The organism is Janthinobacterium sp. 13 (assembly GCF_002749695.1).
Taxonomy (GTDB): Bacteria; Pseudomonadota; Gammaproteobacteria; order Burkholderiales; family Burkholderiaceae_D; genus Janthinobacterium; species Janthinobacterium kumbetense.
In genome coordinates, this window is sequence record NZ_PEEQ01000001.1 from 2,976,006 (window position 1) to 2,997,874 (window position 21,869).

General features: G+C 60.7%; 25 protein-coding genes. 11 read left to right on the forward strand and 14 right to left on the reverse strand.

All coding sequences use genetic code 11. From position 1 onward, the window contains the following. Positions 1-9 precede the first annotated feature (9 nt). The 7 genes from CLU94_RS13150 (at position 10) to rsgA (ending at position 5,438) form a co-directional block, all read left to right on the forward strand. A complete protein-coding gene (locus CLU94_RS13150; RefSeq protein ID WP_034783828.1) occupies positions 10-396 on the forward strand; it encodes a DUF350 domain-containing protein in 387 nt (128 codons plus the stop codon). Between the two features lie 27 nt (positions 397-423). Then, positions 424-1,452, forward strand: a complete 1,029-nt coding sequence (locus tag CLU94_RS13155; protein WP_099665939.1) for an SPFH domain-containing protein — start codon at positions 424-426, stop codon at positions 1,450-1,452. A gap of 20 nt (positions 1,453-1,472) precedes the next feature. Then, positions 1,473-2,936: a DUF4178 domain-containing protein gene (locus tag CLU94_RS13160; RefSeq protein ID WP_099665940.1), complete on the forward strand. Its 1,464-nt coding sequence runs from the start codon at positions 1,473-1,475 to the stop codon at positions 2,934-2,936. Further along, on the forward strand, positions 2,933-3,103 hold the full coding sequence (locus tag CLU94_RS28375; protein ID WP_157814714.1) for a hypothetical protein: 171 nt from the start codon (positions 2,933-2,935) through the stop codon (positions 3,101-3,103). The genes CLU94_RS13160 and CLU94_RS28375 overlap by 4 nt, the downstream gene beginning before the upstream one ends. 2 nt (positions 3,104-3,105) lie before the next feature. Continuing rightward, a complete protein-coding gene (gene speD / locus CLU94_RS13165) occupies positions 3,106-3,477 on the forward strand; it encodes an adenosylmethionine decarboxylase (protein ID WP_099665941.1) in 372 nt (123 codons plus the stop codon). Between the two features lie 63 nt (positions 3,478-3,540). Next, on the forward strand, positions 3,541-4,095 hold the full coding sequence (locus CLU94_RS13170) for a hypothetical protein (RefSeq protein WP_099665942.1): 555 nt from the start codon (positions 3,541-3,543) through the stop codon (positions 4,093-4,095). A gap of 275 nt (positions 4,096-4,370) precedes the next feature. Beyond that, positions 4,371-5,438 carry a ribosome small subunit-dependent GTPase A gene (rsgA, locus tag CLU94_RS13175; RefSeq protein ID WP_099665943.1) on the forward strand — a complete coding sequence of 356 codons (1,068 nt, stop codon included), beginning with the start codon at positions 4,371-4,373 and terminating at the stop codon, positions 5,436-5,438. A 59-nt stretch (positions 5,439-5,497) separates the two neighbouring features. Here rsgA and CLU94_RS13180 read toward each other — a convergent pair whose 3' ends face one another. From CLU94_RS13180 to mnmG, 13 genes are all read right to left on the reverse strand, one after another. Then, on the reverse strand, positions 5,498-5,917 hold the full coding sequence (locus tag CLU94_RS13180) for a F0F1 ATP synthase subunit epsilon (RefSeq protein ID WP_077398374.1): 420 nt from the start codon (positions 5,915-5,917) through the stop codon (positions 5,498-5,500). Between the two features lie 62 nt (positions 5,918-5,979). Beyond that, on the reverse strand, positions 5,980-7,380 hold the full coding sequence (gene atpD, locus CLU94_RS13185; RefSeq protein ID WP_034752705.1) for a F0F1 ATP synthase subunit beta: 1,401 nt from the start codon (positions 7,378-7,380) through the stop codon (positions 5,980-5,982). A gap of 29 nt (positions 7,381-7,409) precedes the next feature. Then, on the reverse strand, positions 7,410-8,285 hold the full coding sequence (gene atpG, locus CLU94_RS13190; protein WP_034783836.1) for a F0F1 ATP synthase subunit gamma: 876 nt from the start codon (positions 8,283-8,285) through the stop codon (positions 7,410-7,412). Positions 8,286-8,348: 63 nt separating this feature from the next. Further along, positions 8,349-9,890 carry a F0F1 ATP synthase subunit alpha gene (atpA, locus tag CLU94_RS13195; protein WP_034752701.1) on the reverse strand — a complete coding sequence of 514 codons (1,542 nt, stop codon included), beginning with the start codon at positions 9,888-9,890 and terminating at the stop codon, positions 8,349-8,351. Positions 9,891-9,968: 78 nt separating this feature from the next. Beyond that, positions 9,969-10,514: a F0F1 ATP synthase subunit delta gene (locus CLU94_RS13200; RefSeq protein WP_034752699.1), complete on the reverse strand. Its 546-nt coding sequence runs from the start codon at positions 10,512-10,514 to the stop codon at positions 9,969-9,971. 2 nt (positions 10,515-10,516) lie between these two features. Beyond that, on the reverse strand, positions 10,517-10,987 hold the full coding sequence (locus CLU94_RS13205) for a F0F1 ATP synthase subunit B (RefSeq protein ID WP_034752697.1): 471 nt from the start codon (positions 10,985-10,987) through the stop codon (positions 10,517-10,519). 43 nt (positions 10,988-11,030) lie between these two features. Next, positions 11,031-11,309 carry a F0F1 ATP synthase subunit C gene (gene atpE, locus CLU94_RS13210; RefSeq protein ID WP_034752695.1) on the reverse strand — a complete coding sequence of 93 codons (279 nt, stop codon included), beginning with the start codon at positions 11,307-11,309 and terminating at the stop codon, positions 11,031-11,033. A 59-nt stretch (positions 11,310-11,368) separates the two neighbouring features. Next, positions 11,369-12,178: a F0F1 ATP synthase subunit A gene (gene atpB / locus CLU94_RS13215; RefSeq protein ID WP_046681851.1), complete on the reverse strand. Its 810-nt coding sequence runs from the start codon at positions 12,176-12,178 to the stop codon at positions 11,369-11,371. 51 nt (positions 12,179-12,229) lie between these two features. Then, positions 12,230-12,598 carry an ATP synthase subunit I gene (locus CLU94_RS13220; protein WP_035823464.1) on the reverse strand — a complete coding sequence of 123 codons (369 nt, stop codon included), beginning with the start codon at positions 12,596-12,598 and terminating at the stop codon, positions 12,230-12,232. Positions 12,599-12,868: 270 nt separating this feature from the next. Beyond that, positions 12,869-13,750 (reverse strand): ParB/RepB/Spo0J family partition protein, encoded by an 882-nt coding sequence (locus CLU94_RS13225; protein ID WP_099665944.1) that lies wholly within the window; start codon positions 13,748-13,750, stop codon positions 12,869-12,871. Positions 13,751-13,814: 64 nt separating this feature from the next. Next, a complete protein-coding gene (locus tag CLU94_RS13230; RefSeq protein WP_034752687.1) occupies positions 13,815-14,585 on the reverse strand; it encodes a ParA family protein in 771 nt (256 codons plus the stop codon). 158 nt (positions 14,586-14,743) lie between these two features. Continuing rightward, positions 14,744-15,388, reverse strand: a complete 645-nt coding sequence (gene rsmG, locus CLU94_RS13235; protein WP_099665945.1) for a 16S rRNA (guanine(527)-N(7))-methyltransferase RsmG — start codon at positions 15,386-15,388, stop codon at positions 14,744-14,746. Further along, positions 15,385-17,322, reverse strand: coding sequence for a tRNA uridine-5-carboxymethylaminomethyl(34) synthesis enzyme MnmG (gene mnmG / locus CLU94_RS13240; RefSeq protein ID WP_099665946.1), 1,938 nt, complete (start codon positions 17,320-17,322; stop codon positions 15,385-15,387). The genes rsmG and mnmG overlap by 4 nt, the downstream gene beginning before the upstream one ends. 317 nt (positions 17,323-17,639) lie before the next feature. On the opposite strand from mnmG, the gene sugE reads away from it, so the two are divergent. From sugE to CLU94_RS13255, 4 genes are all read left to right on the forward strand, one after another. After that, positions 17,640-17,960, forward strand: coding sequence for a quaternary ammonium compound efflux SMR transporter SugE (gene sugE, locus CLU94_RS13245; protein WP_099665947.1), 321 nt, complete (start codon positions 17,640-17,642; stop codon positions 17,958-17,960). A gap of 11 nt (positions 17,961-17,971) precedes the next feature. Continuing rightward, positions 17,972-18,331, forward strand: coding sequence for an NADH-quinone oxidoreductase subunit A (locus CLU94_RS13250; RefSeq protein ID WP_099665948.1), 360 nt, complete (start codon positions 17,972-17,974; stop codon positions 18,329-18,331). Then, entirely contained in the window at positions 18,328-18,489 is a 162-nt protein-coding gene (locus CLU94_RS28380) for a hypothetical protein (RefSeq protein WP_180278653.1), read from the forward strand. The genes CLU94_RS13250 and CLU94_RS28380 overlap by 4 nt, the downstream gene beginning before the upstream one ends. A 76-nt stretch (positions 18,490-18,565) precedes the next feature. Next, positions 18,566-19,723, forward strand: a complete 1,158-nt coding sequence (locus CLU94_RS13255; RefSeq protein WP_099665949.1) for an iron-containing alcohol dehydrogenase — start codon at positions 18,566-18,568, stop codon at positions 19,721-19,723. Between the two features lie 71 nt (positions 19,724-19,794). Here the strand turns inward: CLU94_RS13255 and CLU94_RS13260 are convergent, their stop codons facing one another. Then, positions 19,795-21,855, reverse strand: coding sequence for a 3-hydroxybutyrate oligomer hydrolase family protein (locus CLU94_RS13260; protein ID WP_099665950.1), 2,061 nt, complete (start codon positions 21,853-21,855; stop codon positions 19,795-19,797). Positions 21,856-21,869: the final 14 nt, after the last annotated feature.

A 21,869-nucleotide genomic window follows, 5' to 3' on the forward strand; every position in this document is an offset into this window, starting at 1 on the left:
AGGAATGCCGTGCCCGCCATCCTAAACTATCTGATTCATCTTTTACTGGCCGCCGGGCTACTGATTGTATTTTTTATCATCTACACGCGCGTCACGCCGTATAACGAAGTGCTGCTGATCCGCCAGGGCAATCAGGCCGCGGCCCTGTCGCTGGGTGGCGCCATGCTGGGTTTTTCCGCCACCATCGCCTCGTCGCTGATGCACACGGCCGACTATCAGCAGTTCTTCGCCTGGGCCTTCGGCGCCATGGTGGTGCAATTGCTGGCCTATGTGGTCACCACGCGCCTGCTGCGCATGTCGAAAGACCAGATCGAATCGAACAACAGCGCCTTCGGCGGCCTGCTGGCCGCCATTTCCCTGTCGATCGGCGCCATCAACGCCGCTTGCATTTCCTGACGTTTTACCTCATTCAAGGACACCATCATGAGCCTCGGCAGCTTTATCAAGAAGCAGTTTATCGACGTACTGCAGTGGAACGAAGAGACGGAAGGCGTACTGGCCTGGCGTTTTCCCATGCAGGATTTCGAGATTCAGAACGGCGCCATCCTGAATGTGCGCGAATCGCAAGTGGCCGTCTTCGTCAATGAAGGCAAGATCGCCGACGTCTTCGGTCCCGGCACGCACAAGCTGACGACGCAGACCTTGCCGCTGCTGACCAACCTGAAAAACTGGGACAAGCTGTTCGACTCGCCCTTCAAGTCGGACGTGTATTACTTCAGCACCCGCGTGCAGACGGGCCGCAAGTGGGGCACGCCGCAGCCGATCACCATCCGCGACAAGGATTTCGACATGATCCGCGTGCGCGCCTTCGGCATGTACTCGTACCGCATCGCCGACGCCCGCACCTTCTTCACCGAGATCAGCGGCACGCGCGAAGTGTATACGCGCGACGAGGTGGAAGATCAATTGCGCGGCATTTTGATGTCGAGCATGGCCAGTTCCTTGGGCGGCGCGAATGTGCCCTTCCTCGACATGGCGGCCAACCAGGCGCTGATGGCGCAAGAGGTCAAGGATGGCCTGGCGCAGGCGTTTGCCCGCTACGGCGTGGGCCTTGATGAATTCAACGTGGCCAGCATCAGCCTGCCCGAGGAATTGCAGGCGGCGCTCGACGAACGTATTTCCGCCGGCATGAAGGGCGGCCTGGGTGCCGACAAGATGAGCGGCTACACGAAATTCCAGGTGGCCAACGCGATCCCGCTGGCGGCGCAGAACGAAGGCGGCATGGCCGGCATCGGCGCGGGACTGGGCGCCGGGCTGTCGATCGGCCAGGTGATGGCGCAAAGCATGGGTGGCGCCTTGCAACAGCCCGCGCCGGCGGCGCCACCGCCCCCCCCGGAAGAACCAATCGAGGCGCGCCTGGAAAAGCTCAAAGGCTTGCTCGACAAGGGTCTCATTTCGCCGGCCGACTACGACGGCGCCAAGGCTGAACTGCTGAAAAAACTGATCGGCTGATTAGGGCGAAATACGACTGCATGCAAACTGTTTCCTGTCCCAGCTGCGGCGCGGAAGTTCGTTTCCGCTCGCACGCTTCCGTGCTCGCCGTATGCGAGTACTGCCACAGCACCATTCTCAAGGACGCCGACTCGGTCAAGGATCTCGGCAAGATGTCGGCCGTCCTCGAGGATTACTCGCCGATCCAGGTCGGCACGGCCGGCGTGCACGATGGCGTGCACTTCACCGTCGTCGGGCGCATCCAGCAGCGCTACAGCGCCGGCACATGGAACGAGTGGTATCTGCTGTTCGACGACGCCAGCACGGCGTGGCTGGGCGACTCGTCCGGCCTGTGCACCCTGACGCGCGAACGCAGCACGCAAGACGCCCTGCCCGCCTTTGCCGAGCTGACGCCGGGCAGCCGCTACACGATCTGCGGCGAGCCGTACACGGCGGCCGAGATCCGCAGCGCCGAATGCATCGCCGGCCAGGGAGAATTGCCGTTCAAGGTGGGCGCCGGCTGGCGCATCCAGGTGGCGGACTTCCGCAACTACGCCAGCTTTGTCACGCTCGACTACACGGATGGCCCGCAACCGGTCGTCTACCAGGGCGTCGCCGTCATCCTGGACAGTTTGAAGTGCCAGCTGCTGCGCGACGACGACGCCATCGCCAGGAGCGCCGGCAAGTACCGCGGCAAGCTCGATGCGCTCGACTGCCCGTCCTGCGGCAGCGGCATCCAGTATGTGCCCGGCGCTGCAGCGCAGCTGGTGTGTCCCGCCTGCCATGCGCAGCTCGACGCCAGCGGTCCGGAAGCGCAGGTGCTAGCCATCGGCAAGCAGGTGCACGAGAACGCCGACATCACGCTGGAGCTGGGCGCCAGTGCGAAGATCAGCAATGTGGATTTCACGGTGATCGGCATGATGCGCCGCGCCGACGATGAAGGCAGCGAGTGGAACGAATACCTGCTGTACAACGCGCGCGCCGGCTTCTTCTGGCTGGTCGAGACGGACGACGGCTGGTCGCGCTCGAACGTGCTGCCGAACTGGCCCAACTGGGCGTCATTGGACGCCGATACCTGCACGCTCGATGGTGCCACCTACCGCAAGCTGTATGACTACGGCTCGCAAGTCGTGTACGCGGCGGGCGCCTTCAACTGGAAGGTGGCCGTCGGAGACAGCACGCGCGTGTTTGAATTCAAGCAAGGGCAGACCAAACTGGCGGCAGAGCTCACCGGCGAGGAAATGACCTGGTCGCGCTCCGCGCCCGTCGCCCATGACCAGATGGCCGCCTGGTTCGGCGCCGCCTTCCATGGCGACGCCAACGTGCAGAATATCCAGCTCAGTCATCGCGGCATCGCCAAGGTCTTCATCGTCATCGTGCTGGTCTTGAATGCGATCCCCATGTTTGTCTCGTTCTCCAGCACCCTGATGTGGAGTTTGCTGGGCTGCCTGGCGCTGTTCCTGCCGGCCGCTTTTCTCGACAAGAATGCAAAGAATCCCCCATGAGTAAATACGTGATCTACGCCCTGATGGTGACCTTCAGTGTCACCGCCGCCAACTGGGTGCGCATGTTCAAGGTGGCCGGCAGTAGCAGCGGCAGCAGCTGGAGTTCGCGCACGGGCAGCGGCGGCGGCAGCTATGGCGGCGGCTCCAGCGGCGGCAGCCACAAGTAAGCATGGCAGCCACACCGCATCTGCCCTTGGGCACCCATTTGCTGGCCGATCTGTCCGGCGTCGGGCCGGAACGCCTGCGCGATTGCGCCGCGCTCGAGCGCCTGTTGCGCGACGCGGCCGTCGCGGCCGGCGCCCAGGTGCTGCACAGCCATTTCCACAGCTTTGGCGCGGGCCAGGGCGTCACGGGCGTGGTGCTGCTGGCCGAATCGCACATCTCCATCCACACCTGGCCGGAATGCGGCTTTGCCGCCGTCGACATCTTCATGTGCGGCGCGGCCCGGCCGCAACTGGCGCTGGACGCCATCAAGGATGCGTTGCAGGCGGCGCACTGCCAGCTGCAATCGGTGCGGCGCGCGCCACCCGGGCATTCCTAGCGCCGCTGGTGGATCGCGGGGGGATCGCTTACACTGTCGGCTCATATCCCAACCTTGACTCCCATGCGCCGTTCCGCCCTCCTTGCCCTGCCCCTGCTGCTGCTGGTTTCAGCCTGCAACGACTACACGGCGCCCAGCCTGTACCAGGCCACCACGCCCGAGTGCAAGACGTGGACGGAGGGTTCACGCTTCGAGCTGCCGCGCGGTATCAGCGTGTATGCCACACCGCCCGTCACTCTGAAGGATGGCGGCACGGAGCTGGCGCTGATTTTTACTCTTCCCATCGGCACACAAGCCAGCTTCACGCGCCTGTCCTTCCTGCTGGAAGAACCGAAACAGCAGCCCTTCGCCGAAGCCAAGGTGCTGACCATCTACCAGCGCGGCATGAACCGCAAGGCGGAAATCGTCGATGTCATCGAGCAGTTGCCCATCATGTTTTCCGCCGTCGGTTCGAGCGCCGAAACCCAGTGGCGATTGCGGCTGCAACTGCCGCGCCAGCTGCCGCAGCGTTTCGATCTGTCCATGCCTGACATGCTCGTCGGCGGCAAGCGCTACCCCGTGCGCACCTTTACCTACCGCTATTTCCCCGAGCGCAGCGCCTACGGCATGTGCAGCTGAACCACGCCATCCATTGACGGCGGCGCGTGCCGCTGGCACACTGGCGTTTTCCCTCACACAACAGGAGTAGACAACATGCGCCATTCGGATACTGCCGTGCTGTCGGCTGCCTGATCACGGTCTTTCCCCGCTAAGACCCTTAGCCCGCCATTGCCCATACGCGTGATCGCGTAGCCGACTTCCCTTTCTTTCGTGCCAGTCATCGCGACTGGCGGTGCCTGCACGCGCAGGCTTCACGTCCGTACGCGGACGACAGAATTTGGAATCACGCTACCATGATCGCATTCGATTTTGCGCAACTACGCCTTATCGGGCTGCAGCAGGCCATCGCCGGCGCAGCCACCCAACTCGACTTATCTTCCCCTGCCGCACAACTGCTGCGCGTGAGTGCCGTCCACCGCGACAGCCTTCTCGTGCACGACGGCACCCGGGAACACCCGGCACAGGTCCTGCCGCGCCTGTTGCACGAGCTGCTGGCGCAAGACACCGTCCTCACCGTCGGCGACTGGGTCACCGCCGAACACGATGCTCACGGCGCGCTGTGGATAACGGCGCACTTATCCCCAGTCACGCAAATCGCCCGGCGCGGCAACGACGGCCGGCGCCAGGTACTGGCCAGCAATGTCGATACGGCCCTGCTGGTGATGGGACTGGACGGGGATTTTAATCCGCGCCGCCTGGAACGCTATCTGGCCATCGTGCTGGCGGCCCAGGTCAGCCCCGTGGTGGTGCTGAGCAAGGCCGACGTGGCCGACGACGTGCCGGGCAAGCTGGCGCAGCTCAAACAGCGCCTGCCGCCCCACGTGCCCCTGTTTGCCATCGACACGCGCCATGCGTATGACGTGGCCATCCTGGAACCCTGGCTGGGTACTGGCCAGACCCTGGTGCTGCTCGGTTCATCGGGCGCCGGCAAGTCCAGCCTGACCAATACCCTGTCTGCGGCGCAACAGGCCACCAACGGCGTGCGCCATGGCGATGGGCGCGGACGGCATACGACGACGGCGCGCTCGCTGCACCTGTGCGCCAACGGCGCCTGCATCATCGATACGCCGGGCTTGCGCAGCTGGCAGGCCGACGCCGATGCGCAGACCCTGGCGGCCACCTTCGACGACATCGCGGCGCTCGCCTCGACGTGCCAGTTCCGCGACTGCCAGCACGCCAGCGAACCAGGCTGCCAGGTGCGCGGCGCCGTCGATGCAGATCGCCTGCGCAATTATCACAAGCTGCTGCGCGACGCCCGGCGCGGCGAGGAAACGCCGCTCGAGCGCATCGCCGCGCGCGCCAGGTGGAAGACGATATTGAAGGCGGGGCAGGAAAGGAGCAGGCAGAAGCGCCAGGAATAGCCGTCAAAGCATAAAAAAAGGCAGCCCGAAGGCTGCCTTTCTTGTTGCTGGCTCGCTGATTACAGCTTGCGCAGCTTCTGGATCGCTGCCAGCTGCGCAATCGCGCTGGCCAGCTCGGCTTGCGCTTGCGCGTAGTCGATGCCCGAATCCTTGTTGTGGATATTTTCTTCCGCCAACTTCTTCGCTTCCAGCGCTTTCGCTTCGTCGAGGTCGTGACCGCGGATGGCGGTATCGGCCAGGACGGTCACGGTATCCGGTTGCACTTCCAGCAGGCCGCCGGCAACGAAGACGAACTCTTCTTCAGCCTGGCCGACTACCTTGATGCGGACCGCGCCCGGACGGATGCGGGTAATCAAAGGCGTGTGGCGTGGGTAGATACCCAGCTCGCCCTGTTCACCCGGCAACGCGACGAATTCTGCTTCGCCTGAAAAAATCAGTTCTTCAGCGGAAACCACGTCAACGTGAATTGTGTGTGCCATGTGTGTCCTATCGGGTTGAAGAACCCCGCCGTGTAACGGGCGGGGTTAGGCCCAGACTTAACTTAGTTAAGTTTCTTGGCTTTTTCGATTGCTTCTTCGATCGTGCCGACCATGTAGAACGCTTGTTCCGGCAGGTGATCGAGTTCGCCCGAAGCGATCATTTTGAAGCCCTTGATCGTGTCTTTGAGCGAAACGTATTTACCAGGCGCGCCGGTAAAGACTTCAGCGACGTGGAAAGGCTGCGACAGGAAACGCTGCATCTTACGTGCGCGGGCGACCAGCAGTTTGTCTTCCGGTGCCAGCTCGTCCATACCCAGAATCGCGATAATGTCGCGCAATTCCTTGTAGCGTTGCAGGGTCGTTTGCACGGCACGCGCGGTGTCATAGTGCTCTTGACCAACGATCAACGGATCCAGCTGACGCGAGGTCGAATCCAGTGGGTCCACGGCTGGGTAGATACCCAGGGAAGCGATGTCACGCGACAGCGCAACGGTCGAATCCAAGTGAGCAAACGTGGTAGCAGGCGACGGATCGGTGTAATCATCGGCTGGAACGTAGACGGCCTGGATCGAGGTGATCGAACCGGTCTTGGTCGACGTGATACGCTCTTGCAGACGGCCCATTTCTTCCGCCAGGGTCGGTTGGTAACCCACAGCCGACGGCATACGGCCCAGCAGTGCCGATACTTCGGTACCGGCCAGCGTGAAGCGGTAGATGTTGTCGACGAAGAACAGAACGTCCTTGCCTTCATCACGGAACGATTCAGCGATCGTCAGGCCGGTCAGCGCGACGCGCAGACGGTTACCTGGCGGTTCATTCATCTGACCGTAGACCATCGCCACTTTGGAGTTCTCTGGGTTTTCCAGATCGACCACTTTCGCGTCAGCCATCTCGTGGTAGAAGTCGTTACCTTCACGGGTACGCTCACCAACGCCGGCAAACACGGACACGCCGCTGTGTGCCTTGGCGATGTTGTTAATCAGTTCCATCATGTTCACGGTCTTGCCTACGCCAGCGCCGCCGAACAGACCAACTTTACCGCCTTTTGCAAACGGGCAAACCAGATCGATCACCTTGATGCCGGTTTCCAGCAGTTCTTGCGATGGCGACAGTTCGTCGTATGCAGGAGCGGTGCGGTGGATCGACGCGATCTGCTCGTGCGACACAGGGCCGCATTCGTCGATCGGGTTGCCCAGCACGTCCATGATGCGACCCAGGGTTGCTTTACCGACTGGTACCATGATTGGTTTGCCGGTGTTCTGGATCATCATGCCGCGACGCAGGCCATCGGACGAGCCGAGTGCAATGGTACGGACAATGCCGTCGCCCAACTGCTGTTGTACTTCCAGGGTCAGTTCCGAGCCTGCCATCTTCAAGGCATCAAATACCTTAGGCATCGCGTTGCGGGGAAACTCAACGTCCACCACAGCGCCGATACACTGAACGATTTTGCCATCAGCCATGTTCGTTCCTTCAATATAGTTAAATTCGTTTAAACCGCAGCCGCACCGGCGACGATTTCGGAGAGTTCTTTGGTAATCGCAGCTTGACGGGTCTTGTTGTAGATCAGCTTCAATTCGCCGATCACACTACCCGCGTTGTCGCTTGCAGCTTTCATCGCGACCATCCGTGCCGATTGCTCGGACGCCAGATTCTCCGCGACTGCCTGGTACACCAGCGCTTCTACATAGCGCTCCAGCAATTCGTCGATCACGCTTTGCGCGTCCGGCTCGTAGATGTAATCCCACGAGTGGGCGCCCTTGTCGGCGACCATCTTGTCGGCCGTCAGGGGCAGCAATTGCTCCACGACTGGTTCCTGTTTCATCGTGTTGATGAATTTGGTGTAGCACAGGTACACTGCATCGATCTTGCCTGCCTGGAACTCTTCGAGCATGACCTTGACGGGTCCGATCAATTTGTCCAGGTGGGGCGTATCACCGGTTTGAATGGCGTGCGCAATGATCTTGACGCCGATGCGATTCAAAAAACCCAAACCCTTGTTACCGATGGCAACTGCTTCAACCCGGTTGCCAGCTGCTTCCAGCTCGCGCGACTTCGACGTCACCTGGCGCAGGATGTTGGTGTTCATGCCGCCGCACAGACCCTTGTCGGTCGTGACAACGATGAAACCCACTGCCTTCGCTTGCGTACCCTGGGCAGCTGCCAGGAACGGGTGCGTGTATTCCGGATTGGCGGTCGCCAGATTGGCGGCGATATTCCGAATCTTGTCACTGTAGGGACGGGCGGCCCGCATCCGGTCTTGCGCCTTGCGCATTTTGGACGCGGCGACCATTTCCATCGCCTTGGTGATCTTCTTCGTATTCTCTACGCTCTTGATCTTGCCTCGTATCTCTTTGCTTGATGCCATGAGTCCTTACTCCTTCTGCGCGTAGGGCGGCGCCTCACTCAAAGGTGGGCGCCGCCTGGCCGCTTAATATGCGCCGGATTTCTTGAAATCAGCAATGGCCGCCGACAGAGTTGCTTCGCTGTCTTTGTCGAGTTGCTTGGTTTCTTCGATCTTGGCCAGCAGAGCAGCTTGCTTGGTCTTCATGTAAGCGTGGACACCAGCTTCAAACGACAGCACTTGCTTGACTGGCACGTCGTCCATGAAGCCTTTGTTCACCGAGAACAGCGATACGGCCATCAGCGAGATCGACAGTGGCGAGTATTGGGCTTGCTTGAGCAATTCCGTTACGCGCGCGCCGCGGTCCAGCTGCTTGCGGGTCGATTCATCCAGGTCCGAAGCGAACTGCGCAAACGCGGCCAGTTCACGGTACTGCGCCAAGTCGGTACGGATACCGCCGGACAGGTTTTTGATGACCTTGGTCTGGGCGGCGCCACCGACGCGCGATACGGAAATACCGGCGTTAATTGCAGGACGGATACCAGCGTTGAACAGCGAGGTTTCCAGGAAGATCTGACCGTCGGTAATCGAAATCACGTTGGTTGGAACGAATGCGGACACGTCGCCAGCTTGCGTTTCAATGATCGGCAGTGCCGTCAGGGAACCGGTCTTGCCTTTGACGGCGCCGTCGGTGAACTTCTCGACGTAGTCGGCGTTCACGCGTGCTGCGCGTTCCAGCAGGCGGCTGTGCAGGTAGAACACGTCGCCTGGGTACGCTTCGCGACCTGGTGGACGGCGCAGCAGCAGCGAGATTTGACGGTATGCAACAGCTTGTTTGGACAGATCATCGTAGACGATCAGTGCATCTTCACCGCGGTCACGGAAGTATTCGCCCATGGCGCAACCGGAGTACGGCGAGATGTATTGCATGGCGGCCGATTCCGAAGCGGAAGCGGCGACAACGATGGTGTATTCCATCGCGCCGTGCTGTTCCAGCGAGCGCACGATGTTCTTGATCGACGAGGCTTTTTGGCCAATCGCGACGTAGATACACTTCATGCCCTGGCCTTTTTGATTGATGATCGCATCAATCGCCACAGCCGACTTGCCGGTTTGACGGTCGCCGATGATCAGTTCGCGCTGGCCGCGGCCAACTGGAACCATCGCATCGATCGACTTCAGGCCGGTTTGCATTGGTTGCGAAACGGATTCACGGGCGATCACGCCCGGGGCGATTTTTTCAATCGCGGCCGTCAGTTTGGTCTCGATGGCGCCTTTGCCGTCGATCGGCTGGCCCAGCGCGTTGACAACGCGGCCGAGCAGCTCAGGACCGACTGGCACTTCCAGAATGCGGCCGGTGCATTTCACCGTGTCGCCTTCGGAGATGTGCTCGTAGGCACCCAGAATCACGGAACCGACGGAGTCGCGTTCCAGATTCATGGCCAGGCCAAACGTGTTGCCTGGGAATTCCAGCATCTCGCCTTGCATCACGTCCGACAAACCGTGGATGCGGCAGATACCGTCGGCGACGGAAATAACCGTGCCTTGATTACGCACTTCAGCGCCGCCGTCAAGACCTTGGATCCGGCTCTTGATCAACTCGCTGATTTCAGATGGGTTGAGTTGCATACTAACTCCTAAAAGTGTTTCTCTCAGCTTGCGCGAGGGGTAAGGGTCTGTCTAAGCTGGCCTGCCGAAACGCGTGTCTTACGACACCAGTGCAGCGTGCAGTTGCTGCAGCTTGGCGCGCACCGAGGTGTCGAGCACTTGGTCGCCAACAACCACGCGCACGCCGCCGAGCAGCGATGGATCCACTGTGACGGCAGGGTTGAGCTTACGACTGAATTTCTTTTCCAGCGTTGCGACCAGCTCGGCCGTTTGGCCTTCGCTCAGATCGAAAGCGCTCGTGATCTCGGCGTCAGCCGCACCTTCCAGGCCATTTTTCAAGGCATGGAATTGCGCGCCGATTTCCGGCAGCAGGCTGATGCGGCCATTTTCGATCAACATCGTGACGAAGTTTTTCACTTCCTCATTGAGCGGCGATTTCAACAACGACAGGATGGTGGCGGCGACGTCGCTTTCCGAAACTTTCGGATTGCGCGCGTACGCCTGTACCTCGGGGTGGCTACCGATCTGTGCCAGTTCGGACACCAGTTCGGACCACGCCGCGAGGTTGCTTGACTCCTTACCAGCTTGGGCTACGCGGAACAAAGCTTCCGCGTAGGGACGGGCGACGGTTGCGAGTTCTGCCATGATTACAGCTCGACAGCAAGACGCTGCAACATTTCGGCGTGAGCCGTAGCGTTTACTTCACGCTTCAAGATCTGCTCGGCACCCTTGACAGCCAGGTCAGCCACCTGAGCGCGCAATTGTTCGCGTGCTTTCGACAGTTGCTGTTCGGCGTCCGACTGGGCTTGCGCAATGATACGCGCAGCTTCAGCTTGTGCATTTTGCTTGATCTCTTCAGCAACCAGCTGCGCGCGCTTTTCAGCGTCCGCAACGCGTTGCGACGCTTCTTCACGTGCACTGTTCAATGCCTCTTGCGCACGCTTTTCAGCGACTGCCATCGAAGCCTGACCTTGATCGGCCGCAGCCAATCCATCCGCGATTCGTTTGGCACGCTCATCCAGCGCGTTGTTCAGCGCTGGAAATACGAACTTCATCGAGAACCAGACCAACACCGCGAAGGTGATCATCTGGCCGATGAGCGACATATTGATGTCCATACCTTTGCTCCTAACTAAAAGTTTCTCCTAGGGTTGGAGCGAATTACTGAGCAACAGCCGTCAGAGCGGACAGGAACGGGTTAGCGAACGTGTACAGCAGAGCAACACCAACGCCGATCATCGAGATAGCATCCAGCAGACCAGCGATAACGAACAGTTTGGTTTGCAGTTGTGGCATCAGTTCTGGTTGACGTGCCGAAGCTTCCAGGAATTTGCCACCCAAGATAGCGAAGCCCAGAGCGGTGCCGATTGCGGCCAGGCCGATGATGATTGCTGCTGCCAGAACGGTCATGCTTTGTACTTGTGCGATCAGAGCTTGCATAAAATTCTCCTAAATTTAAAAACGAAAGATACTAAAAAAACAAAATATAAAGTTAATGATTAATGTTTCTCAACCGCAAGGCTCAGATACACAACCGTCAACGCCATAAACACAAAAGCTTGCAAAGTTACAATCAAGATATGGAAAATTGCCCATGGACCACCCAACGCCCACTGTGCCCACCAAGGCAACAACGCGATCAAGATGAAAATCAGTTCGCCGGCATACATATTGCCGAACAGTCGCAGCGACAGGGAGATCAGTTTTGCAACCAGCTCAACCATTTGCAGCAGGAAATTGACAGGTGCCAGGGCGATCGTGCCGATCAGGCCGCTCGCATGGAACGGCGCCGTGAACAGTTCCTTGATCCAGCCGCCCAGGCCCTTGGCCTTGATCGAGAAGGCGATCACGCACAGCACGACCGACAGCGACATGGCGAAGGTGTGGTTGACGTCGGCGGTCGGCACGGCGCGCAGTTTATGCACGCCAAACCAGCTCAGGATCTTCGGCAACAGGTCAACCGGCAGGAAGTCCATCGCGTTGAGCAACCAGACCCACACAAAAATAGTGATGGCCAGCGGCGCGATGACCTTGCTTTTCGCGTGGAAGGCCCCATTAATAGTGTCATTGACGATTTCCATGACCATTTCGACGAAGTTTTGCAACTTGCCAGGGACACCAGCCGTCGCGCGACGCGACGCCATATAGAAAACAGCCAGGAAAACAAAGCCCAGAATGGCCGAAATCCAGAACGTATCCAGATTGATCATGCCGTCGGCACTTCTCAGGTGGGCCAGATGGTGACTGATGTATTCTGTGGCGTTGGCCGGGGCAGCATGGCCCGCTTCAATAGCGTGTTCTGTGGTCATAATGAATTTAGATTTGTCGTTTCGGAGCTCAACAGGCCCCAAAACCAATGATTAAACAGCGAGCAATGAAAACCAGTATGCTAAGGTTGCCACCGCGAAACCCAAGATCAGCCATAACCAGGCGGCCGACTGAAACAACACCAGTGCCAATATAAACAGCACCGCTGTGATAAATATTTTCACCACTTCTGCGCGCAAATGCGCCCGGAATGCCTTGTTGGCGTCGCTAGAACCGCGAACCACCAACAGGGCATACACCAGGCTACCGATGACTGCGATAGCGCCGCCGTATGCGGCGGACCAGCCTCTGACATTGCCACCGAAAAACAGGGTGACCGTGGCAAAGCTGATAGCGATTGCTAGCTGCAATGCAACTACTTTGTAGACTGGCTTGGCAATACTTTGTTGTGAATCACTCAATTGCCAAGTTCCCAGAAAAATCTACACACGCAAAGACACGGGATTATAGTTGGCTTTGATCTATAGAGTCAAACGTTGCTGCACCGCAGCAGGGCAATTGCTGCGTGAAACTGACGCTTTACCGACTATTCGCCGCCTTTTGCACCACTATATGGCAAAGTCGCTTGTCTGGCCGCTTCCAGCCGTGTTATCAAGGAATCACGTGGTGCATCTGGAAAGCATGGCCGGATCGTCCACACCCGCATGGCCCCTGTCTTTGCAGCTTGCTATTTAACCACGCAAGCGGGTCAACAAACCATCGAGCACGTCAAGATCGGCAAAATCAATCACCAATTGGCCGCGGCCCTTGTTGCCCATCTTGAACACCACGGGCGTGGCCAGCGCATCGGACAACTCTTCTTCCAGGCGCGCGATGTCGCCGGACTTTTCCTTGTGGCGCGGCTCGACCGGGTTGGCCGCTTCCTCGACCGTGCGCGTGACGAGCTTTTCCGTTTCACGCACGGACAGGCGCTTGGCCACGACCTGGTTCGCCAGGGTGATCTGGCTGGCCGCATCGACGGCCAGCAGCGCGCGCGCATGGCCCATGTCGATATCGCCGGCCATCAGCATGGTTTGCACGGGAGCAGCCAGGTTCATCAAACGCAACAGGTTCGACACGGCGCTGCGCGAGCGTCCCAGCGCAGTGGCCGCTTGCTCATGCGTAAAACTGAAGTCGGCGATCAGGCGGTGGATGCCCTGCGCCTCTTCCAGCGGATTCAAGTCTTCGCGCTGGATGTTCTCGATCAGCGCCATGGCGGCGGCGGCCAGGTCGTCCACGTCGCGCACCAGCACCGGCACTTCCGTCAGGCCAGCCAGCTGCGAGGCGCGGAAACGGCGTTCGCCGGCGATGATTTCATATTTGATCACGCCGCTCAGGGTGTCTTGCCCGATCGGCCGCACCAGGATAGGCTGCATCAGCCCCTGCGCCTTGATCGAGGCGGCCAGTTCATTCAGGGCCCCCTCGTCCATGCGCGTGCGCGGCTGGTATTTGCCGGCTTGCATTTGCGACACGGGCAAGTTCGACGGTTGATTCGTGTCCGGACCGGCAAAATCGCCGCCGCCCAACAGGGCGTCGAGTCCGCGACCCAGTCCTTTTAATTTTTTCGTAGCCATGCTGTCCTAATCGTGTTTTCAGAGTAAGCGCTTACATCACAATGTGCAGGCGCTCGCCCCTTGTTTACATATGTTTGATGCGTTCGACCATCTCGGCGCCGAAGGCGATATACGCCTGGGCACCTTTCGAGCTGGGGTCGAAGGTCACGCCGGGCAAGCCGTACGATGGCGCTTCGGCCAGGCGGACGTTGCGCGGGATGATGGTATTGAATACCTTGTCGCCGAAGTGCTGTTCCAGCTGCGCCGACACTTGTTGCGATAATGTCATGCGCGGATCGAACATCACGCGCAGCAAGCCGATGATCTTCAGATCCGGGTTCAGGTTGGCGTGCACCTTCTTGATGGTGTTGACCAGGTCGGACAAACCTTCCAGCGCGTAGTACTCGCATTGCATCGGGATGATCACGCCATGCGCGGCGCACAGGCCGTTCAGGGTCAGCATCGATAATGCCGGTGGGCAATCTACTAATATGAAGTCGTATTCGCCGTCCACTTCGGCCAGCGCATCCTTCAGGCGGCGTTCGCGGTTGTCCAGTTCGACCATCTCCACTTCCGCGCCGGCCAGCTCGCGGTTCGACGGCAGGACATCGAAGCGCCCCGCTTCCGAACGCTGGCGTGCCGTCTTGACATCGGACTCGCCCAGCATCACTTCATAGGTCGACGCCTTCAAGCCGGCCTTGTTGATGCCGGCGCCCATGGTCGCGTTGCCCTGCGGGTCGAGGTCGACCAGCAGCACGCGCTGGTTCAACTTGGCCAGACCGGCGGAGAGGTTGACGCTTGTTGTGGTTTTACCAACACCACCCTTTTGATTTGCTACACAAAAAATTTTGGCCATGTATCTTCTAGTTGTAAAGAGATGCAAACTTCATCGTGCGCCCCGGCATCCGGCCGAAACGATTTATACTGTTTATTTCGTTTATACGATATAAATCATTTATATCGTTTATACCGTATAAACTGTTTATATGATTTATACCGTTTAATTTCCGGTTTTTAAATTCTTGCTATAAAGACCAGATGACGCTCTGCATTTAGCCCTGGCACCTGGATAGGCCGCAATTCCGTCACTTGCCAGTCTGCCGGCAGTCTCTCGCGCTCGTCTGGCGGTGCCACCCCTTTCAAGGCGATGAATTGCCCGCCCTCGGCCAGCACGTGATTCGACCAGTTGACGAAGTCGGACAGGTCGGCAAAGGCGCGCGAAGTGATCACGTCGAATTTCTGCTGCACTTCCAACTGTTCCACGCGTTTCGTGTACACGGTCACGTTGCTCAAACCCAGTTCGGCCTTCACTTGCGTCAGGAATGCCGTCTTTTTATGCACCGTGTCGATCATCGACACCTTCACATCGGGCCGCGCGATGGCCAGCACCATGCCCGGCAAGCCGCCGCCGGCGCCCACGTCGAGCACGTTTTTCGCCTGCGCGAACGCCGGCACGGCGGCCAGCGAATCGAGCACGTGCAGGGTCAGCATCTGCAGCGGATCGCGCACCGACGTCAGGTTGTACACGCTGTTCCATTTGGCCAGCAAGGCCAGGTAATCGAGCAGTTTTTCCGTCTGATCCGCGCTCAGGTCCAGCCCCAGCGCGGCGATGCCTTCATTCAAAATCTGGGCCAATGCGGCCCGGTCAAACTGCTTCATTCAACAACCTCGTCCTTTAAAGTGGTGGTCTGCGCGGCACCGAAGCCGCGCTTTTTCAGGTGAACCAGCAGCAGCGAAATCGCCGCCGGCGTCACGCCGGAAATGCGCGAAGCCTGGCCCAGGGTTTCCGGGCGCTGCTTGTCGAGTTTTTGCCGCACTTCGACGGACAGCGCGCCGATGTCCAGGTAGTTGAAACCCTCTGGCAAGACCAGGTTTTCATAGTGTTCGTGGCGCTCGATTTCCTTGCTCTGGCGCTCGATGTAGCCCGCGTATTTGAGCTGGATTTCCACCTGCTCGCGCACGGCCGCGTCTTCCACGCCGGGGCCGGCCAGGGCCTGGCCTTCGATGCCCGTCATGCTCATCAAGGTGTCGTAGGCGACGTTCGGACGGCGCAGCAAGTCCGCCAGCGAATACTCGCGCTCGATGGCCTGGCCGACGATGCGTTCCGATTCGGCGGCCGCCAGGATGCGCGGGTTGACCCACGTGGAACGCAGGCGCTCGAGCTCGCGCGCCACCGCTTCGCGCTTCGTTTCAAACGCTTGCCACTGGGCGTCGCCCACGCAGCCCAGAGCGCGGCCGATTTCCGTCAAGCGCATGTCGGCATTGTCTTCGCGCAGGCTCAAACGGTACTCGGCGCGGCTGGTGAACATGCGGTACGGTTCCTGCACGCCCTGCGTGATCAGATCGTCGACCAGCACGCCCAGATAGGCCTCGGAGCGGCCCGGTACCCAGGCTTCCTTATCCTGCGTCAGCAAGGCCGCATTCAGGCCCGCCAGCATGCCTTGCGCGGCCGCTTCCTCGTAGCCCGTGGTGCCGTTGATCTGGCCGGCGAAGAACAGGCCGGCGACGGCCTTCGTTTCCAACGAGGCCTTCAAGCCGCGCGGGTCGAAGTAATCGTATTCGATGGCATAGCCGGGACGCAGGATGTGCGCGTTTTCCATGCCCTTCATCGATTGCACCAGAGCGATCTGCACGTCGAACGGCAAGCTCGTGGAGATGCCGTTCGGATAGAACTCATGCGTCGTCAAGCCTTCCGGCTCGAGGAAAATCTGGTGCGATTCCTTGCCCGAGAAACGGTGGATCTTGTCTTCGATCGAGGGGCAATAGCGGGGCCCCACGCCTTCGATGACGCCCGTATACATGGGGCTGCGGTCCAGGCCGGCGCGGATGATGTCATGCGTCTGGCTATTCGTGTGCGTGACCCAGCACGGCACTTGGCGCGGGTGCATGGCCGTATTGCCCATCACGGAAAAGACGGGCACGGGATCGAGGTCGCCCGGCTGCTCTTGCATCACGGAAAAGTCGATCGTGCGGCCATCGATGCGCGGCGGCGTGCCCGTTTTCAGGCGCCCCTGCGGCAGTTTCAGCTCTTTCAGGCGGGCCGACAAGGAGATGGCCGGCGGGTCGCCGGCACGGCCGGCCGAGTAGTTATTCAAGCCCACGTGGATCTTGCCGTCGAGGAAGGTTCCAGCCGTCAGCACGACGGCGCGCGCGAGAAACTTCAGGCCGATCTGCGTCACGGCGCCGACGACACGGTCGCCTTCGACGATCAGATCATCGACGGCTTGCTGGAACAGCCACAGGTTAGTCTGGTTTTCCAGGCGCGTACGGATGGCGGCCTTGTACAAAATACGGTCGGCCTGGGCGCGCGTGGCGCGGACTGCCGGGCCTTTCGAGGAATTCAGGATGCGGAACTGGATGCCGGACTCGTCGGTGGCGATCGCCATCGCGCCGCCCATGGCGTCGACTTCCTTGACCAGGTGGCCCTTGCCGATGCCGCCGATGGAAGGGTTGCACGACATCTGGCCCAGTGTCTCAATATTATGCGTGAGCAATAGCGTCTTCTGCCCCATGCGGGCGGAAGCGAGGGCCGCCTCGGTACCGGCGTGACCACCACCGACAACGATGACGTCGAATTCTGTAGGAAATAACATGATAAATAGGTAACAGTGCAAGTAAAAATGCGGGATGAGAGCTCCGATTATAGAGTCTTTTTGCAAGCGCAACCTTGCGCAGCGCATTTTTTGCTTAATTTTTACTCAGCAGGGGCAAGCCAACGACGATTTCTGTTTCACGTGGAACACGCAGCGTGGTCAGGCAGAGGGCTGCGGTGGCGTGAAATGTTTGCTACAATTGCCGTATCGTCCGCCAACGTGACCACGCCAGTGGCCAGCGGGACGAGCATCCAGGAGGACGGCCTCCCCCATCATGGGAACACACCGGGACGGCCCGCTCTGTATAAGGAGCCGCCATGGCCTGGATACTATTACTCATTGCCGGCATGTTTGAAGTCGTGTGGGCATACTCGATGAAACTTTCCGAGGGTTTCACCAAACTCACCCCCTCCGTTGTCACCATCGTCATGATGATCGCCAGCTTCGGCTTGCTGTCGCTGGCCATGCGCACCCTGCCCCTGGGCACGGCCTACACCATCTGGACGGGCATCGGCGCCGTCGGCGCCTTCATCGTCGGCATCGTCTTTCTGGGCGAGCAAGTCAACACCATGCGCGTGTGCGCCGCCGTCCTCATCGTGTGCGGCATCGTGCTGATGAAGCTGTCGTCCAGCCACTGAGAGGAATCCCCATGCTCCTCGAAAACTATTTTCCCGTTCTCCTGTTCATTCTGATCGGTATCCTCGTCGGCATCGTGCCCATGCTGCTGGGCCGCACGCTGGGTCCGCACAAGCCGGACCCGCAAAAACTGTCGCCGTACGAATGCGGCTTCGAAGCATTCGGCGACGCGCGCATGAAGTTCGACATCCGCTTCTACCTGGTGGCCATCCTGTTCATCCTGTTCGATATCGAGGTGATCTTCCTGATGCCGTGGGCGGCCAACGTCAATGAACTGGGCTTGCATGGTTTCTGGGCCGTCATGGGTTTCCTGGGCGTACTGACCATCGGCCTGGCCTATGAATGGAAACGCGGTGCGCTGGAGTGGGAATGAGCAAGCTGCTGTTGCTCAACCTGCTGATGGGCGCCGGCCTGGCCTATGCGGCCGTGCGCGAGTATCGGCAAGATGCGCGCACGTTCCGCGTGCTGGCGGCCGTCTCCAGCCTGTCGCTGCTCGTGAGCCTGGGGCTGGCCAGCCAGCTGCAAGACTAAACGGTTCCACGTGAAACATACGCGGAGCGCGAAAGCGGAGTAAGCTTGGCTTCTGTCCTTGCCGCCAGGAGTCTGCATGCCCGCCTTCCAGTTCCGCACCGTGCCGCACCTGATCGTTGAACCGGGCGCCGCCGCCCAACTGGGCGCGCATATCGCCCATCACTTCCCCACCGTCCGCCGCGCCCTGCTCGTCACCGATGCAGGGTTTCTGCGCACGGGTCTGGCCGATGCCCCTCTGCACAGCTTGCGCACGGCGGGCATCGACACCCATATTTTTTCCGACGTGCAAGCCGATCCGCCCGAAGCCATCGTGTTGGCAGGCGTGGCCCAGGCCCGGATGTTTCACGTGGAACTGATTATCGGCCTCGGTGGCGGCAGCTCGCTGGACGTGGCCAAGCTGATCGCCGTGCTGGTCCCCGGCCACCAGGAGCTGGCCCAACTGTATGGCATCGGCAATGTCCACGGCCAGCGCCTGCCCCTGGTGCAATTGCCGACCACGGCGGGCACGGGCTCGGAAGTGACGCACATCGCCATCGTCACCACGGGCGCCACCAGCAAGATGGGCGTGGTGGCGCCGCAACTGTATGCGGACCTGGCCATCCTCGACGCCAGCCTGACCCTGGGCTTGCCGCCCGCCGTGACGGCCGCCACCGGCATCGACGCCATGGTGCATGCGATCGAAGCGTACACCAGCCGCCTGCTGAAAAATCCCTTGTCCGACATGCTGGCCAGCCAGGCGCTGTCGCTGCTGTCCGCCAATCTGCTCACGGCCTGCCGCGATGGCAGCCACTTGCCGGCGCGCCAAGCCATGCTGCTGGGCGCCATGCTGGCCGGCCAGGCGTTTGCCAACGCCCCCGTGGCCGCCGTGCATGCGCTCGCCTATCCCATCGGAGGACTGTTCCACGTGCCACATGGCTTGTCGAATGCGCTGGTGCTGCCGCACGTGCTGCGCTTTAATCTGTCCCACGCGGCGCCCCTGTACGCGCAACTGGCAGCCATCGTGCAGCCCGGCATTACGGGCAGCGACGAGGCGCGGGCGAACGCCCTGATCGACGCCATGCAGGAGATTGCCTCGGCCACGGGCATCGCGCGCACCCTGCGCGAGGTGGGCATCGCGGCCAGCGACCTGGACCGACTGGCCGATGAAGCCATGCTGCAGACGCGCTTGCTGGGCAATAATCCCCGTCCCGTCACGCGCGGCGATGCGCGCGCCATCTATGCGGCCGCGCTGTAAGGCCATACGCTGTCAAGACATAAAAAAAGCCACGCATGGCGCGTGGCTAGCCTTGCGACCACGAGCAGCCGCTAGTTGGGAATATCCACCACCGTGCCCGTCACGCTGATGACATTGCCGGCCGCCGGCGTTGCCGCAAGGGCCGGCACGTTGACATTCGTGATCAGGGTCGACGCATCGGCGCGCGTCACCGTGCGCACCACCTGCGATGGCGGCAAGGCTTGCTTGGCGTTCAAGTGCGCATACATGGCGTCCAGCGCCCGGTTCAGGTACACGTGCAGGGGCACGATCAGGGTCGGCAAGGCGCTGCTGAAGGAATCGAAGTGGTTCGCGTTGGTCACCTCGATATAGCGCAGGCGGCTATTCGTCCCTTCCACCGCTGCGTTCAGCCCCAGATAAGCGCGCGAGGCGTGATTGACGGGAATCAAGGTGTCGCTGCGGCCATGCACGATGAGGGCCGGCTTGCCATTGAGTTTGCCCGTCGCCTGCACCTCGGCCATGCCTGCCCGCACGCGCACGCTTTGCGCGGCCAGCGTACCCTGCAAGTTGGCGTTGCTGACGGCATCGCGTCCCGTCGCCAGGCTGCGCAGGCACAGGAAGCCGTCGAGCGACTGGTCCGCCAGGCTGCTCGATGGCGAGACGCCGGCCGTGTACACCCTGGCGCCGCCCACGCTGTTTTCGTACACGACATTGCCCACGATGCCGCTCTGCGCGGCAAAGCTGACAGCCTTTTGCGCCGTGGTAAACGCGACCGGATTGCCGCTGAGATCCGTCTGCGCAAACGTGAAACCGCACACCTTATCGGTCACGGAGAATTTGCCGTAGGCATACGCATACGTGACGGCCACGAGGATATTCGTGCCCGCGTGCGCCGCCTGCAGCGGATCGGAATCCACTAACCAGCCATACGCGCGCAAGCGCTGTTTCGCGTCCGCCTGCTGCGCCGCCAAGTCGGCGCCGTTCAGCAAGCCCTTGGTCACCAGCGCCGTACAGCGTCCCGCATTGCCTGCCACGGAAGCGATGCACGGCTGGTACAGGGCGGCATAGGTGGCGTAGTCGAACAGCGCGCGGCCGGGATTGGCCACCACCGCCCCGCCCTGGCGCACGCTATAGGCAGTCGATGGCGCCGGCTGGACTTGCGGCTCGCTGGCCGCCACGCCGCCGATCAAGCCCTTGCTATCCTGTTCCGCCGCCAGCAAGGCCGAGCCGGCGCCGTTGGAAATGCTGGAGGCAATCGTGATCGTGTTCTTCGGCGTCAGCCGCACGACGCGCGAACTGCCGTCGCGGGCCAGCACGCCATAGCGTTCGTTCAACACGTAATACGCCATCTCGACCGCCTGCAGGGTGACCTTGCCCCAGTCCTTCTCGGGATTCTGCTGCGAGTGCGCATGCTTGAAGGCGATGCGGTTCGGGTTGGCGGCGGTCCAGGCCAGCCGGTCGGCATCGCTCAAGTCCGGCGCGAAGAGCGCATTCTTGCCGGCGGCCACCCTGCCCGCGCGCACGCCGTTCTGCAGGTTGACGCTGTCGTCCTCGAATACATACAGGCCCGTGCCGGAGCCCTTGTCGGCATACGCCACGGCGCAGCCCTTTTTCAGCCCCCATTCGCCCGAGCTGCCGATGGCGCCGTAAATGCCGCGCGAGCCGCTGGACGTGCCCGTGACGATGCAGGCATGGTCCGGGTCGAAGCTGGCCGGCACCTGCACCATCAAGGTGACATTCTTCTTGCCCGTGCCATCATCGGCATACGCGATGTATTCGCTGCCGGCGATCAGGCCCTCGCCCGTGCCCACGTTCCCGGACGCATCCACGTTCGGTCCGTACAAGGTGCCGTAGCCGCTGTTGGCGGCAATGTCGAGCACGGCGCGGTAATTGGCGTAGATCGCATTGCGGCGCAATTCGACCGGCGTCGGCTGCTCCGTATTCGCATACGCGGGAGTCGCTCCCGCCAGCCCCGTCTTGCCCAGGCCGGCCGTCAGCAGATCGTTCGTCTTGCCGTCGTAGTCGGTCCGCGTGATGGTGCCCAGGTAGCCCGGTATCTGGTTCCGTTCTTCCGGTGCATGATTGCTGCCGCAGGCTGCCAACGCCAGCAGGGTGCACAGGCTGCTCCCCGCGCGCGTGATCGTCGTTTGCATGGTGGTTCTCTCCG